This is a genomic window from Leptolyngbya sp. GB1-A1, assembly GCF_039962475.1.
Classification (GTDB): Bacteria; Cyanobacteriota; Cyanobacteriia; order Elainellales; family Elainellaceae; genus Leptolyngbya_A.
In genome coordinates this window covers 1-16,380 of sequence record NZ_JAMPLI010000044.1, presented here as the reverse complement: position 1 = coordinate 16,380, position 16,380 = coordinate 1, and the positions used below count along the sequence as shown (strand labels likewise).

The following is a 16,380-nucleotide window of genomic DNA, read 5'->3' as shown; positions in this document are numbered from 1 at the left end:
TCGGAGCGATTATTTCTAGCGATTATTCAGAAGTTTGGCGCGGCAGCATTTCGGCAGCGTGAACCGCGATCATGACCGGAACCTGATACAGGATGTATGCCACTTGCGCTGCATCCATGCCCGCCGACCAGCGCACCGATCGATCGTCCCTTGCTTGCTCCTGGCGAATATCCGTTGGACTGGGGAGAGTTGGCTCAACGCTGAGGGTGGGGCTGCTGCTGGTAATTTGCAGCATATCGCCGGGCTGCACGTTGGGAATCAGGTTTTCCCAGCCCAGATCATTCCAGGTATAGAGTTTGGGGCTGCTGCCGATGTCCAGCCCGAAACGGGGTTCGCCCGGTCGCTCTTTGATCACAAAAAACCAGCCCGGATCATCGTTCTCGGTTCCTTCCGTGCCGCCCAACGCTTCTTCAACGGTGAGATCAAAGCCGATAAAGGTAATATCTGGATTCACCTTTGCCTCGTAGAGCGGCGTTTTAATCACGTCTCGTGACGGGTTTTGGGCATCGCCAATGCCGGAATCTTCCAGCGCACGCGGTTTAGTGCGATCGATCGCGCCGCTATTGGTGCGAATCCATTTCGCTTTGTGGGCATAAATCACTGCATCGGGATATTTCTTGAGCAACTCGCCCCGAATCACCAGCACCACTTCTTCTTCGACTGCACCATCTTCTTCCCGGTGGTCATGCTGACCCAGCTTGGAGGTTCGCAGCCAGCGATGCAGCGGTGGAATGTCTTTTAGCTTTTCGCGCAGAGTTTCGCGATCGCGATTGGTCGCATCCAGATAACCACTGGGGTCCCAGAACTGGCGGAAGTAGCTGCCGCGCTGATCTGTCACATATTCACGCCACAGCAACTCGCGGGCAAACTCGTGGTTTAAGCCCACCAGGTATGCCTCAATAAATGGCTGATTGCTTTCCAGCAGCGAGATTGTGTTTTGCTCAATGTATTTCAAATTCGGCAAAAAAGACTCTTCCGACGCTTCTACCAGCGGACGATACATCGGCAAATCGATTTCCGGATATGCCATCACTTCCACAAACTGATCGTTTAGGGATTCACTCACCTGGTCGCGAATTCGATCGGGAATTTCGAGCTGCTGACCCACGTAGCGCGGAATCGTAACGCTGGGATTTATCCCCGTCACCAGTCGATCGATCGTTTGATTCAGGTTTAACCGCTGTCGCACCGGTCGTAGAGGCACGCTAACCGTGCGGCTTGCCTGAATAATCGTGTAGGCATCGCGCAGTGCCGCTTTATAGTTCACGGCTTCGCGACTGTCGCTGTTGCCCGCGGTCGGTCGAAACGGATCATTCGGATCAGTAATCACGCGAAAATCTGGGCTTTGGGGCAAATTATCCACCCGATCGGGCGTTTGATTGTCCTCGCGCACACTGACCGACGGAGCCATTAAATCCTGCCATCGCTGCACCAGGGGAATCAGCCAGGCGATCGCCAGAATCACGGGAGCCAGCAAAGCCCCAAACCCTCTCAGCAAAACTGCCAGCACAATCAGCAGCACAATCAGCAAAATCAGGGCTTGCAGCAGCCAGGGAAACCGCCGCAGCAAATTTTTAATGATGTCCGGCACAGTGTTATCTGGCGGTTCAAGTGCGTCTGCCAGATCATCCAGCGTTGGTGCGCCCTCCAACGGAGCCTTGGGCAGATTTGCCGTCACTTCTCCCCGATTGACCCGATCGACCAAATTGCCGGGATTGCGCCCGCTGTCGAAGGGCAGGGTTTTCATTAATCGACTGCCGGGACGCAAGATTCGCCGCGCTTCCGTCGAGAACAGCACCTGCGGCACAATGCTGGTTTTCACCTGCTGATAGACCGTAACGCGATCGGCAAGGATACGCGATCGGACAGGCATGATCAGCGAAAGAGCCAGTTCCCGTTTGGCGGCATTTCTTGCCAGCGGCAGCACCGTTTGCACATACCAACTCCGAGCCACAAATTTGGCGAGCTGTGCCTGTCGAATCTTGCGGTTTGCCTCCAGCACATCGCCAATCTGTTCCCAGGCAGCATTCATATAGGTTTCCTGGTTGCGCTGCACGACTTCCGTGCCAAAATTGGCAGCAATCCGATGGCGCGGGTCGAGGTTGAGCTGATGCACCCAGTTGTCGTTGGGCGTGACTGCTGTGCCGTCTCGTTCAGTTAAAAGGCGAGGCGTGAGCGAATGCCAGCGTCCATATAGCGGCGGCGTAATCAGCGGGTCGGGATCGGTCTGCGTTTCACCCGGATTGCCTGGGTCAGGAATCGTCGCCTCGTAGGAGCTGTCATTATGCGCTTGCAGGGCAGTTTTCTGCTGATAGTCGTCCGCCAAGTTAATAAATGCTGCCAGATCGCGCTGAAACGCCTGGGGATAGCCCGATCGATCCCAGCGATCGTATAACTCAAACTCTTGCTTCTGATCATCATCCAGCGTCTTAAACGGAACGCGCAGTGCCCCACCCAGCCGCAGCACCCCCTTTAGCTTTGGATCAGTGATGCCGCTGATATTCGAGCCGGGAAACTGAACATCAAACTCGCGTTGACCCACCCGGCTATCGATCGGGCGCGGTTCCAGCAGGCGCACCAGATATTCAAAATCGCCCACAGTTGAAGTGATAAACGTCCAGCGATAGTAATAAGGAAAGAAATTGGGTTCTGTTTTGCCGCCGCTCGGTTCCCAGGCTCCGTGATTAACGCTGGGCGCACCTGCCGGATCGTGTCCCAGTCCTGCCAATCGGCCCGATTCAAACGAGGGAACCAGAAAGGCATGATAAGTCGTGCTGGCATCCAGCTTGCGCGGACACAAAAGGCGGGAATAGGCGACATCCGGGTTTTGTCGCAGCACCGCTTCCAGTTTCAGCAGTACAGCATCCATGTTGTTGCTGATGATTTCCTGCGCGTTACTCGCCAGATCTTGATTGACGTGGATATGTGCCCAGGCCCAAAGCTGATCGATCGGCGGAAACACAGCTTCGGGCGCATCGACGTTGAGATAAGGCAGAGGACGGTCTGTCGTTTGCGCGGCTTCGGTGAACTCATCCTCCTTCAGCACCACCAGCGCGATCCAGGGACGCAGGCGATCGTTGTTTGGCACTTCCGGGGTGTATCGCCAGGGAAAATCTTCGTCGTAGAACGCGATATAGGGCAGATAGTTTGGCTCAAAGTTGGTGATCCAGTGCAGCGGCTCAGTTTTGATAATGGCGCGGCGATCGATTCCGATAATGTCGCCGGGACCAAAGAAAGGCACATTGCGGGGAATCGTTCGGGTGAGTTTTGTGCCGTCCAGTCCGGCCCCTTCCAGCGTCAGGACAACCGGAATCGTGGCGCGACTGCCGCTGATGCTGCTGGGATCGATCTGGTTGGCAAGACCCTGCCGCAGCCAGGGAAAGAACGAATAGGAACCGATTTGAGGACTCATCTGCTCACATTTGCCTCATCGAAGGGGATGACGTGCATCGCTTTTGCCTGCTTGGGATTGGCAGCCGCGCGATCGCGCAAATATTCCCGCGCCAGTGCCTCGCTACGAAACTGCTGCGCCTCCGCCGCCACGGGCTTGTTGTCGGCAAGATTAGCAACCGTAAACAGCGGACTCTTCACTGCCACCCGATCGTCAAATGGCTGAAGATCTTTTTTGTGCTTGTGCGACAGTTCTGATTTGCTAACGGCGGCTCCGGCAATAAAATGCACAAACAGCCCAATCCAGAACGCGAAGAAGGCGATCGGGTTTCGCCTGTATTCGGTGTCAATGACGATCGTTTCGTAGCGCACATTGCGCTTCACCAGGCGACTGCTTCGCACCTGTTTGCCGCTCGCTGCCAGCCGCAGTCCTCCCGGCACGGGCTGAAACGCCGGACGCGAGAGCTTTTCGGTATCCGAGAGTTTCTGGAACTGCGCCATCGGGAACAGTTCTTCGCGATCGCCCTGTTTTGCCAGGGTGGAGGTGCTGACGCTGAGGGTAAATTGGTTTGCGTCCGTTGCCTGCTTGCTGCCGACTTGATCGATCTTTACGCCCAACGGCACGGCTCTTTGGCTGACGATCAGTTCCCCGATCGGATGCAGCACCAGCGCATCACTTGCGGCTTCCAGTTTCCGCAGCGACACCAGGAGATTGTTGCCGGGAGGCAGTTCTGCCAGCCAGTTTGTCTCCTTTTCTAGCTCGCCTGCAATCAGCGGCATCACGGCTTCGCCCGGCAGCACCGTATCCACCGTTTCGCCCCAGGTTTCATCCACATCTACATCGATCGAGAAAAACAGGATAGAAACCGATGCTGCTCCCCGCAGCCGCCACGGGGTTGGACCTTCCAGCAAACCGCGCAGCCGCACCGAAAACAGCCCTGCACCGAACACCTTGAGTGAAATCGATGCTGAGATTTCAACAATGAAATAGAAAGGCGAAAACTGAAACAGCACATCCAGCCCCAAATGCCCTTCAAGACTAAGGCTGTCGAAGCCAAAGAACAGCTCTGCGCGTGCCCCAAACTGCACTGTGTTCGATGTGACCGCAAAATATGCCATCACCCGAATTCGTGCCAGCGGATAATTCAGAATATTAATCGCCAGGCGATCGGGAATCGGGAAGGGCAGCGGCGGCGGGGTGAACTGCGGATGAAAGCCACCCACCGAAATCACAAAATTGCTTTCGTTGCCCCAGGCAACCAGGACACCCAGTCCGCCTTCCAGCGTCATCTGCAAAATCCGCGAATCGTAGAGCGTGGCATAAAACCAGGCACGCTGACGGTCTGGCTCAAATGCTCCCAAAAAGCCGACCTTGAGCTGCAACAAAGCTGCCTCTGGCGTGGGCAACTGCACCAGCAGTACGCCCAGAATTGCCACGGTACCAGGCGGAATCTGAATAATCACGCCCAGGGATAGCGTCACCAGCGTCGGCGTACCCCAGCCCAGCTTCAGCATTCCGCCGATCAGGAAAGTATTGTTGAGTGGGGGGAAAAAGGCACGTAAATCGCTAATAATCCGCGAGGCGTTGGCAACAATATTGCGCGGAAACAGAATTCGCTCTGCCGCACCGCTCTTGATGCCTGCTGCCATTGCCTCCAACCGCATCGTGCGATTCAGTCCCAAAATGCCGCCAATGCCGTTCAGCGTAAAGCCCAATCCAAGCTGAAACGCCGGACTAAACTCAACCGCCAGAATTGCCAGCAGTGAAAAGCTATCGCTTCCATCCGGCAAGCGCGTCGTAATCAAACCGATCGCCGTCACCGTCAGCGTTAATTTACTCAGCGCGATACTCAGTTCTAGCCCACCCGCATATTCCTGGCGATCGGGATCAAATAATAGAAAACCTCCGCCCCGAACCGCCACCGCATCGACGGCAAGACCCACCCCATTCGGCGGTTTGAATCCGAGCGTGAACTTGCCGCTTTCAAAAATTACCAGTCCCGCTAAGCCAATCCGATCGACCGATGCCTGCAGCGACCCCAGATCCAGCCCAAAGCTGAGGGACGCTTCCAGTTTGATGCCCGGTTCCTCGCCTGCCGTTTCACCGATCGCCAGCCCCACGGTCAGCGTGTGCATCTTCACAAACAGTACAGTCTCATGCAGCGGCAAACTCATCATCAAGCCCATGCCGCCGCCCACAAACCATTTGCGCTTTTTATAGCCAAAATTAAAGTCAAATTCGGTTTCTAGCTTGCCATTGCTGGTCACAGCATCCAGCATCTTTTTCAGGAAACCATCTGCTGCTTTGGTTGCCAGCACAAAGGCATTTTCTTTTAGCTCTAACTTGAAGCTCTGATCGTTAGGACCAGCTTCCCCTTCCAGCTTCGCGCTGCCAATCCGCAGGTGGATGCCGTTGCGATCGCCCCAGATAACCTCCTTTGCTTCCTCTGGCTCGCCCGCTTCTGACTCGGACGGTGGCTTGGATTTATAGATCAGGCTAATACCCAGCGAAGCATCCGTAGACTCCGGGAAATCCAGCGACCCATCGCCGAAATAAATTAGAAAATCAGGACCGTTGACATCGATCTTGAAGCTCAAATTTTTAGTGATCGGCACTTCCAGCGAGCCGTTGCCTTTGATGCGCGTCAGCACCCCCACGCCGCCATGATCGCGCGGCACCAATACCAGGCTCAGCAGCAGCGACCCTTCGACTTCGTTCTCTTCGGCATCTTTGGTTTTGCCTTTGATCTTCAGCGTCAGCGTTCGGTTCGAGGCAGCATCGGCGATCGGGCTTTCGCTGAGTAGTCCTGCATCGTAGCCATAAACAAACTCACATTCAACCAGCGAGGCGATCGCCACCCCTAAAACAAACAGAATCACATCAGAGGCGCGTTTGGCATCTTCGTCGGTTTGCATATCGTCGATCGACACGCCAATGCTTTCAAAGTATTCGCCGATGCGAAACAAAAGCTGCGTAATGCCGCCAAAGCGAATTCCCTGCTCTTCGATTAGCCTCAGGGCACTGGCTGTAATGTAAACGCCCGGATTTCGCACTCGCAAATAGCCAAGTACGATCGACTCCAGATAAAAGCTAACTGCTTCCTCGACGACAAACCCTGCGGGAGCATCGCTATCCGCCGCTGCCGCCGCTGCGACTAAGTCAATCAGTGCCTGAACAACTCGTGTGATGTCCGACAGCACGCTAATAAAGGCTTGCAAATCAACATCGTCCGCCGCCTGCTGCCGATAAGCGTCAATGCTGGCAAGCGATGCCGGGGGAATCTTGAGCGCGGGGGTTGAGCCAGACGGGTTTAGCCCCAGCGACAGCAAAATCTCGCGCCGGATGCCTTCATCGCTGACGCTTTTGGAAATCGGCTCCAGGATGTCGCGAATCTCACTCACCAGCCGCTGCAAATCGTTGCGAATGTTCTCCGAACTCACCCTTTCCCCCTCTCCGTGCCGGACTAAGAAATTGTTGGCTGACTGTCTGATGTAGAAACTAGCGTCAGGCTGTACACCGTGTATTCCTGCGGATCGTCGTCTTTTTTGTCTTGCGGATGGTCATAGATCAGCGCGTGCTGCAACCCGCGATCGACATTCGTGCCTGTAAACCGCACCAGTCCAAAGTTCGAGGCAAACACCACCGATCGGGCAATTTTGGCTTCGAGCTGCTTTTCGCCCCGCCCCAGCACTGCTACATAGCCAGCCTCCGAGTCCGCCGGAATTAAATCGGGCTGAATCCGCGTCGCCTGAGCATCTTCGGGGCGGGCTTCGCCGCTTTCGTTATCGGGTCGATTATCCTTCATCAAACTGGTGCGCCAAGCCCAATCCGACGGTTCGTCAATGCTGCTGCCCGTTACCCAGCCTTCTGCCGGCAGCACAACCGGAGTACGACGCAGCAGGGCGCGTTTACTGCGAGGAATCGCTCCTCCTGGCACGTTCACCCGACCCACCAGATCGATCGGACTATCCCAGCCCAGCCGCGCCACCGGATAAAAAGCTTTGTGCAATAGCTCCTGCACGGTCACGGTTTCGAGCGATCGCTTGGCGACTGCACTCCATTCATTCTTGAGGGCACTGGATGTAACCTGCACAAATCGCGTCGGTGTGGGCTGGCCGCGCTTCCAGTAGTCCATTTCTGCGCTGTAGCTGTAGTGAACATCGCCACTGAGAATCACAACTTTTTTGAACTGATTCAATCGGGCAAACAACGCTTCTAACTGAGGTGCGTCTAGCGACCATGCCTCCATGTCAAATTCCATGTAGCCCGTAATCTTCGGCGTTTGATTCCAGATCACGGACATAAAGAAATCGGCGTATCCGCGTGCCCCCAGCGGCTGTGCCACTTCTTCGATCAGTGCCAGACCCAGAACCGGAGCCGCTGACACGACAAACAGCAATTCTGCCCCCGGTGAAGGAGCCAGGGACGCAGGCAGTTGGGCATCCAGGCTAGCAGCACTGATCAATCCCGGTGGATTATAGCGACCGACATAGCTGCGCCTTGTGCGGGTATCGAGCACTGCCGTTGTCGTTGGACCTGTAGGCACGGTAAAGTGCCAGTCAATTTTTGGATCTATTCCCCCCAAGCCAAACAGCGTATCGATCTGGTTTGCGACTAAGGTAACAGGTCCGCCTGCTGTCGGAAACAGTGCCTGGGCTTGCGTCAGCAGTTGGGCGTGATCGCCGGTTTCAAATCGCTTCGGATGATTACCCCAGGCTTGAAACAGCGCAAAACTCAGCAGTCCATTTCGCACCACCGTAACCCCCAGCGGACTGGTCAATACCCGGTCGCGCCAATCCTGCGTCAGATACCAATCATCCGTCACCTCATGATCGTCAAAGATCATATAAGTCGGAACATTTGCTAAAACTCGCTGCACATAGGGCAGAGCCTTTTTGAAGGTCTTCACCTCCTCTAGCTGTTTCTTGTAATCCTCTCGTAGTTTGTTGCGATCGTCGATGCGGTCTTTGCGATCGTTTCTAGAACTTCCGGGAGGGGGTGGCGGATACAGATCGCGCAAATGAGCAGGCAATCCGGAGACGATTGTGTTGGCATCCCGACATCGATCGTCCGGGCATTCGGGAAACAGCGTGTCTTTGCTGGCGAAATCGTCCCACAGCACATTCGACCAGTAAAACAAATACAGCGCGCAGAACTCGCCAAACGACAGGACATGGCTGGACGCTTCTCCGCTGCTCATCCTGGCTTGTTGCCGCACGAGTTCCTGCCGCCAAGTCGTCGGAAAGTTGGCAGTCGTGACCTGCACGTTTTGCGTTCCGCTAGAAGTTGTGAGCGGCAGGGTTTCAGGCGCGCCCAGCAGCGCATTTCCCGCCACGGTGAGCTGGGGCAAAAGCATCATCGGCACATCGTCTGCATAAACCTGATCGCCGGTAAGAAAGAGCTGGTGTGGTCGCTGCAAGGGTTCTGCGCGCGTGCGCTCAATCACTTTGTCCAGTGCCACCAGTCCATCTGCCCCATGTCCATGTGCCTTGCGGCAGGAGCCATGCACAATCCGCAAATTTTCGATTTCGGCTGGAGGCAGCGCAAAGGTTGGTAGCCGCCCAGCTAAGTAACCTAATGCTAGCCGTGTAGGTTCGATCGCCGGACCCTTATCTTCTAAATACTTTTCGGTACTGAGGTCTTTGTTATTTGGACCTGTGAAAACGAGGTTGTAAGCGTAATTTTGACCAGGAATTAGCGGCGAAGCCGTCAGGTCGATCGTCGCCAGCGCAAAGTGCAGCTTTTCGCCAATCCGAATTGAAGCGGTACTGCGTCGATGGGCAGCTCCTGCACTGCCAAAAAAGTCGCTAGCAGTTGGCACGACGATTTCACCTACCCACAGCGCCAGTTCCACCGTCCGCGCCGCCGATAATGCAATCCACACCGAAACCAGCGTTGGCTCAACTCGCCGCACGATCGGACCCGCAAGGATCAGCGGTAGCGCATTAAAATCTGGCATAAGGCAACCCATCCTGCTGAGGAGAAATCGAAGATGTGGCGTACCCTGATATCAATCTCCTGATATTGGTCCTGATGCAGCATACTGAATGAAATAAGCTGAATCAAGTGTGCTAAACCAAATGTGTTAAACGGAAAATGACCTGAAGATAACCTGGAGATAATCCCCAAGAGAACAGAACCTGAGCAAGATCGTTGAGGAAACTGTAACGCTGAGGGATGCACCTCAAACACATTAGTCTCCTACTAATTCAATAACAAATTGCCATAAACAAAGTGTGGCACAACTTTTTCAGCAGGTGAGGAAATGACGGATATATTTACAAATTCACCTCAATATGACGATGAAATTCTGAATCGTTCTATACAAGATTTGAAGTCAAGTTTTTCTTAACAAAGATGAAAGCAACAATAGGGTAAATGTATCGAAAATGATGGAGATAAAGGAAAGGAAGCATGAGAAGAGTTGTTGACCTAAGCAGGTAGGTTGCCCCCTGCTCGGTTTCGAAACCATATTTGTCGTAAGGCAGGCGACCAACGAGTGACCATTGCTGGTCTTTTCTCAATTGGCATTCCTGACTCAAACCGCTCCCCTAGCCCCTCAAAATTGAGGAAACTAAACCAGATTAACCTTACTTTCAAAGTTCCCCTCGCACTTAAAGCGCGGCAAAAAACAATTTGAGGGATTTAGGGAGCGACATAGCACATTGAACAGGATCATCGGAACATCAAGCGGGTTGTGAAGCTGATGATGGGGTTCAAGTCGTTTAACAGTGCCAGAAAAACTCTGAGCGGGATCGAGGCAATGAATAGGATGAGAAAAGGACAAGTCAAAGATATAGAACGAGGAGATGTAATTGCTCAGGCAGCACTCGTGTGTCAAATTTTTGGAGCCGTAGCATAGCCTCGTTCTCTGTACAAGAATCATCTGTCCTCAAGAATTATTCGCGATACAACCGTGCTTGGCGCAGAGAAGTGAAATTCATGGCGATGTCCTCTAAGTTCAATTACCTTCGGTTTTTATTAAGCGAAAAACCAAATCTATATCGTTAATGCTTGACATTGCGCTCTGTTTATTCAACTTGTGGTTTCAGGCTTATTCAGCGCTGGTCAAATTCGGGTAGTTGGCGCAACTGCTCTTGAAACCAGCGATCGAATCCCCGCTTTGCCGATCGCACCCGCAGCCAGTTCATCACGATTATGAATAATCTAAACCTGAGCTATCCCAAGAAAATGAATCAGGCAGTATCGGCAAATGAATGCTGCGGTGACTTTATTTCTGACGAAGATCTCAGACTTTTAGTCACAGCAACTCATGATGGACAGGCGAAAGAAGAAGTGACGATATTTATGAATACCGAAAGTCACAATTATTTTGCCATGTATATCTAAAACGCATATCTAGGCAGCCTTAGTTGGAGAGCCGAAACAGCGATCGCAGCCGAATCCCCAATCCTGTTCCTAGTAAAGCAAAGGTAATCCACAGCCAGCCATGCAAACTGGTGGAAGCGATGCCGCTGAAGTAAGCTCCCACATTGCAGCCAAACGCCAGCCTTGCCCCGTAGCCCATCATCAAGCCCCCGATTAGCGCAGCGGCGATCGCCCACCTGGAAACAGGTTTTTTGACCGTCAAGCGTCCTGCCAGCGCAGCAGCGAGGGCAGCTCCCAGCACAATGCCGAAATTCATCACGGAGGTAATGTCAGCAAATATGCTCTGCTCCAGTGCCTCGGCTCCCATCCCCTGACTCCAGAATTCGCTGGTTGCCGGATTCCAGCCCAACGCCTGCGCAATTTTGGCTGTCCACAGGGTAAATCCCCAGGTAACACCCCAGGGTCGACCTGCGATGAGCAGCGTCAATCCATTCAGGATGGCAAGAGCAATTGCACCGAACACGAGCGACCAGGGACCATACAGTAAATGCTTCAGATTAAAAGGCTCAGCAGGAGTAGGGGTTATATCATCCGCAGTCTGATTAGATTTGCCCCATTGCCATAGCAGCAAAGCGATCGCACCCAGCAGAACAAGCTGTAATCCAACCCCTGCCCATCCCCAGGATTTGAGGAGGGAAATGGGGTCAGTCGCAGGAAGTCCTGCCCACACTGATCCGGTCAGACTTGCCCAAAAAGAACCGATGCCAAAGGTCAGCAATGTTAACAGCATCATGCTACTGCCGCCGCCGATCGTGTAGAGCGTACCGCAGGCACAACCGCTGCCTAACTGCATCCCAACACCAAACAAAAATGCGCCGATCGCTCCCTGGACGCCCACTGGCGCAACCGCTGCCCGTAAGCTCTGACCAAAAGCACTTCCGGCTAACAGGAATGGTGCAAAGAGCAGCGTTGCGATCGCCAGCATCAGAAGTTGTGCCAGTACGCCTCTCACATCACGGTGGACAAACAGTTTTCGGTAGGACGAGGCAAAGCCAAAGCTAGCGTGATACAGGCTTATTCCAAACAGTCCGCCAATCAAAAATAAAACACTTTGCTTTAGCCCACCAAAGGGACTGACAACGATCCCTCCCAGCGCAAACAGCCCAAACAGAACGGCGATCGGGATTGTTTGAGGACGGGGAGAAGATTGCGGATACTGGGATAGGGCAATGTTAGACATGGAACTTCTGCGGCGGTTACGACTGAGAAGACGGAGACGGAGACGGAGACGGTGTTGGAGAAGATTCCTGGGAGGAACCCTCTTTCTTGGGTTCTTCGGGCTGACTGGGGGCGCAGCTTGCGATGTATCCCAGGCTAGTTGAACTCACTTCAACCATCCACGAAAGAAGAGCCAAACCCAGAACAGATGTAGTGGCGATCGCTCCACCAAACAGTAAAAAAATAAATCGCATGAGATGACGCAGAAGAGTAATGAGACATTAAGCAAAAAGGAACAGGAATGGAAAGTAGGGAATAGTTAGCTAAGTTTTTGATGCTCCTGCGATCCCATCCTCCACTTTCCTCAAAATACCTGCATTAAGCACCGGCACCTGTCTCTACAGGCAAGTCTGGATTGGAGGAATATTCTGTCCAAGATCCTTCGTAAACCCGAACGTTGGGGTATCCTAACAGGTGCTTCAGAACGTGATACTGCAACGTTGCTTCACGTCCAGTACTGCAGGTCACGATAATGTTGTCTGTGGGTTTCACATTGCGCGATGCCAGAATTTGACGAATTTCATCCAGAGGCTTCAGTTGGTGGAAGTTTGATTCTCCCACGGTAAATGAAACCCAGGGGATATTTTTAGCACCAGGAATATGTCCATTTCGCGCCCAAACCTGCTGCTGCCCGGAGAACAGTTCCGGTGGACGAGGATCAATGAAAGTCACGCCAAGTTTACCAATTAACTGTCTGACCTCAGCTAAAGTCACTCGTACGGTGGGCTGATCGCGTACTGTAAAACGTCCAAGATCGTAAGCAGGAAACTCCTTACTAATGGGCAATCCGGCTGCTTTGTACCCTGCAAAGCCCCCATCCAAAACCGCAGCATCGGCATGTCCAGTGCGTTCGAGCAGATAAGCGACCATCGTTGCTCCTAACACATCCCGACCATCGGAATAAACGAGGACTTTACTATCGTCACTCACGCCTGCCTGAGAAAAGAGCGATCGTAATTTATCGGCTTCCCAGTACTGCACGGGAAGTGTACCATTGGGTCCCCGGAAAGTGTTATCTGCAATATGCACTGCATTCGGGATATGTCCACCAAAGTAATCGAACGGACTAATTCGGACATCCAGGATGCGAAGTTTAGGATCGTTCGCGTGCTGAGTTAACCAAGTGGGCTGCACAAATTGCACATCAGATGTTTCAGTCGCTAGCGAGGGCAGAATTGATAGAGATGGAATTACGATCGCTGCCAGAAACATTGAAACAACAAATGCAAATCCTTTAATTCGCAAGGATTTTGCCGTCCATAATTTCAGCTTGAGACAACCTTGCCAAAGTCTAGAAGCCATGCCATTACTCCATTAGAGAAACCAAAATTAAGGCGAAATTAGTCAGAAGCCGTCCATTTCTGATGGCTTGAAAGTAAACGTCTTCTATCATTTCTATAAAGTACGGTAAATACATCGACTTACCGTGGATGCTAAAGAATATCCCATAATGCTGGATCGATTGCAAGGAGAATCTGCTCGATCAGGTATTTAAGCGGATTAAAGTAGGAGTAACCGCAAATTAAGAATGGGGGTACATCAGTCGACATCAGGTTGAACCTACGAACCCCCGCACGATATTTTTGTTCAGGAATCCTTAACGGCGGTTGTGTCGCAAGAACTTGTTAAGGACAAACGATGGTAACGTTTGTATTCCCTTAAGCAGCAATGCCAAATACCTCAATAGCAGAGGCTATCAAGCACAGAAAATTTCTCTATGTAGGGACAGTAATCAGAAGATTGCCTGTAGAGTGATTTCAGTCCAAAATATACTTAAAATCACTTCCTACTGCCAATGTCAGATAGCCGGATTCATCTGGTCAACAGTCAAACTGGAAATATCTTTCCGGCTGCTCCTGCTGGAAGTGTGTTGTTTTCGAGCGTGAATGCAGGTTGGCAGGGAATCACTGTTGAACTTCACCGAATTTCATCGTTTGAACTGCCCGAACACTATATCGATGGACATCGTTTGGCGGTCAACATTGGTCAACCTGTTTACTACGAATGGAAAGAGGGCAAGCGTTGGCGACAAACGACTTTGAACCCAGGTGATTTTTGCTTACAGACACATGGAGATATCAACTTTCCTCGATGGTGGGGAAACTTTGAGCTTTTGGCGATCGCCCTTGACCCTCAATTTGTTCGCCAAGCGTTTCAAGATACGGGTGCTTCAGAAAACATTAGTTTTCTAACCCGTCGAGGTGAAGCTGATACAACAATTGCTGACTTTACTCGTCGCTTTAGAGCAGAATTAGCTTCTGGAAGCTACTGTGGCACGCTTTATGGTGAATCGCTTGCGGTCGCCTTTGCTCTTCATCTGATTGAGTATCACAGCGGTCGTTCCCAAAAACTGCGTAAAGCAGCTGGAAAGCTCTCATCACAGCAGCTAAAGCAGATTATCGAGTACGTTCATGAACATCTAAGCGAGGAGTTGAGTTTAGTTGACTTAGCCGAACAGATGAACCTGAGCGCATTTCACTTTGCGCGTCTCTTCAAAAATTCGTTGGGACTTTCCCCACATCAATATCTGTTGCAAAACCGAGTCGAGCGTGCCAAGAAGCTGATTGCGATCGCCGGTAAACCAGATCTGACAGAGATCGGGTTGCAGGTGGGCTTCTACGATCAAGCGCATTTTACCAAAGCCTTTAAGCGAGTCGTCGGCATTCCACCCAAAAGCTTCTTCAAGCAGGTTGCAAGCTAAGCAAGATTTTACAATTTTTCGACACGGCTGTTTCGATAAGCTGTCCTCAGAGTTTAGGAGGAGCGAACCAGTGAAGAAGCTAAATCGTTCACGTCGTGGATTAATCAAAGGTGCTGCCTTGGCTGCAACTGGAATGACACTAGGAGCAGGACTATCCCCTTTACGAACCCAAAAAGCAACAGCACAGGCTCCCACTCAGCCCGCTGCACAGCCTCAACCCTCCAGCCCGCTTCCTTTGACTGGAAAGGTCGCATTCGTTACTGGAGCGGCGCGAGGGATTGGACGGGCAATTTCAGAAGTTTTCGCAATGAATGGTGCCGATGTTGCCATGTTGGATATTGCCGATCCCTCTCGTCTGAACTCTTCACGGGGTTATCGTGTTGCCAACCTGGATGAGTTTAGCGCAGCCGTTGCTTCTGTCAAGCAATACGGCACAAAGGTGCTGCAAATTCAGGTTGATGTTCGAGATTTAGCAGCAATGCAGTCTGCGGCAGAACGCACGAACCGGGAATTGGGTGGAATTGATGTTGTCGTTGCCAATGCAGGCTATGTGGCATGGCACAGCTTTGAGGATGGAACCCCTCAACTCTGGCACGATGTATTCGATGTCAATGTTCACGGGGTTTTCAATACAGCAAAAGCTGCCGTTCCGTTTCTCAAGCAGCGGGGTGGTGGACGCATCATCAATATGGCATCTGTGGGGGGCAGGGCTGGATTTGCTGGAAACGGTGCTTATACATCGACGAAGTGGGCTGTGATTGGGATGACTAAGCAAGCTGCTCAAGAGTTGGGGCAATACAACATCACAGTGAACGCGATCGCGCCAGGTGCAGTCAACACGGCGATGTATCGTAGTGAGGGACAGATGCGATCAATGGGTGTCTCCACTCCAGAGCAACAGGACGCACTAATTAATCCAGTGAGTCCACTGGGCAGTGCTGGAGCGATTGAGCCAGAGGATATTGCCCAAACAGCACTTTTCCTGGCAAGCAATGCAGCAAAAACAATTTCAGGAACGACGATCGATAATGCGCTGGGCTTCAATGCGAGCTATACAGCGTGAGCCTCGTTTCTTGAATGTTGAGTATATTATCCTACTGTCTAACAATTGCGTTGCAGCTGCAGACGAAAGATTTTGGTCTAAATATAGAAGCTACCTGCCGCCGCTGAACGCAGCCTTTAACACTCAACACACTGCCAAAAATGACTAGGAACGGCAGCGCTCCTTGCCCCCATCCTCGATAGAGCGAGGCTCTAGGGCGTATTACAGGCGATCGCTCAGCGTTTATTTTCGGCAGTGTGGTTTAGCTCAAGGTTGATGTAGCGGTGGTAAGTGGGACGGCTAATTCCCAAATGCTCACAGATGGAAGTGACCGATCGCTTTGGATCTGCTGCTAACGATCGCCCAATCTCAATCTCTTGGGGTGGCAGCTTCTGCTGTCGTCCCCCTTTCCGACCTCTGGCTCTTGCCACTTGTAGTCCTGTTTGGGTGCGTTCTTGGGCGTTGCAGAATGGGGATATGAAACCAGGGTAAAACCAATGCAATGTTCCGAATGTCGCTCAACTGATATTAACCTGGCAAGTATAGAGAGTGCATAAGGTCAGGCAGCATAAGCAATGGCAGGATGTTTAAAGTACCGCACGATGCGCCCCGGCAACTTCTGAAGCTTATGCAGATGAG

10 protein-coding genes and 1 pseudogene are annotated in these 16,380 nt (G+C 52.2%); 4 read left to right on the top strand and 7 right to left on the bottom strand.

Features of this window, described 5'->3' with window-relative positions; all coding sequences use genetic code 11:
* Positions 1–22 precede the first annotated feature (22 nt).
* The 3 genes from NDI45_RS24885 to NDI45_RS24875 are packed head-to-tail and all read right to left on the bottom strand — an operon-like array spanning position 23 to position 9,350.
* The gene (locus NDI45_RS24885) at positions 23–3,412 is read right to left on the bottom strand and encodes a hypothetical protein (protein ID WP_348249283.1); all 3,390 of its coding nucleotides are present in this window, start codon (positions 3,410–3,412) and stop codon (positions 23–25) included.
* A complete protein-coding gene (locus tag NDI45_RS24880) occupies positions 3,409–6,831 on the bottom strand; it encodes a DUF6603 domain-containing protein (protein WP_348249282.1) in 3,423 nt (1,140 codons plus the stop codon). Before NDI45_RS24880 ends, NDI45_RS24885 begins: the two co-directional genes overlap by 4 nt.
* Before the next feature lie 23 nt (positions 6,832–6,854).
* On the bottom strand, positions 6,855–9,350 hold the full coding sequence (locus NDI45_RS24875; RefSeq protein WP_348249281.1) for a hypothetical protein: 2,496 nt from the start codon (positions 9,348–9,350) through the stop codon (positions 6,855–6,857).
* 705 nt (positions 9,351–10,055) lie between these two features.
* Here NDI45_RS24875 and NDI45_RS24870 point away from each other — a divergent pair.
* Together NDI45_RS24870 and NDI45_RS24865 are read left to right on the top strand one after the other, a co-directional pair.
* Positions 10,056–10,253: pseudogene (locus NDI45_RS24870) on the top strand (DDE-type integrase/transposase/recombinase); the annotation flags it as partial.
* A gap of 296 nt (positions 10,254–10,549) precedes the next feature.
* A complete protein-coding gene (locus NDI45_RS24865) occupies positions 10,550–10,741 on the top strand; it encodes a hypothetical protein (protein ID WP_348249280.1) in 192 nt (63 codons plus the stop codon).
* Between the two features lie 19 nt (positions 10,742–10,760).
* On the opposite strand, the gene NDI45_RS24860 is transcribed toward NDI45_RS24865, so the two are convergent.
* The 3 genes from NDI45_RS24860 to NDI45_RS24850 form a co-directional block, all read right to left on the bottom strand.
* Positions 10,761–11,960, bottom strand: coding sequence for a YeeE/YedE family protein (locus NDI45_RS24860; RefSeq protein ID WP_348249279.1), 1,200 nt, complete (start codon positions 11,958–11,960; stop codon positions 10,761–10,763).
* 16 nt (positions 11,961–11,976) lie between these two features.
* Entirely contained in the window at positions 11,977–12,192 is a 216-nt protein-coding gene (locus NDI45_RS24855; RefSeq protein WP_348249278.1) for a hypothetical protein, read from the bottom strand.
* A gap of 124 nt (positions 12,193–12,316) precedes the next feature.
* The gene (locus NDI45_RS24850) at positions 12,317–13,300 is read right to left on the bottom strand and encodes a sulfurtransferase (protein WP_348249277.1); all 984 of its coding nucleotides are present in this window, start codon (positions 13,298–13,300) and stop codon (positions 12,317–12,319) included.
* Between the two features lie 493 nt (positions 13,301–13,793).
* On the opposite strand from NDI45_RS24850, the gene NDI45_RS24845 reads away from it, so the two are divergent.
* Both NDI45_RS24845 and NDI45_RS24840 read left to right on the top strand, forming a co-directional pair.
* Complete coding sequence (locus NDI45_RS24845; protein ID WP_348249276.1) at positions 13,794–14,699, top strand: AraC family transcriptional regulator; 906 nt, start codon at positions 13,794–13,796, stop codon at positions 14,697–14,699.
* A gap of 70 nt (positions 14,700–14,769) precedes the next feature.
* A complete protein-coding gene (locus tag NDI45_RS24840; RefSeq protein ID WP_190792608.1) occupies positions 14,770–15,762 on the top strand; it encodes an SDR family NAD(P)-dependent oxidoreductase in 993 nt (330 codons plus the stop codon).
* A 215-nt stretch (positions 15,763–15,977) separates the two neighbouring features.
* On the opposite strand, the gene NDI45_RS24835 is transcribed toward NDI45_RS24840, so the two are convergent.
* Positions 15,978–16,172, bottom strand: a complete 195-nt coding sequence (locus NDI45_RS24835; protein ID WP_190792607.1) for a hypothetical protein — start codon at positions 16,170–16,172, stop codon at positions 15,978–15,980.
* Positions 16,173–16,380: the final 208 nt, after the last annotated feature.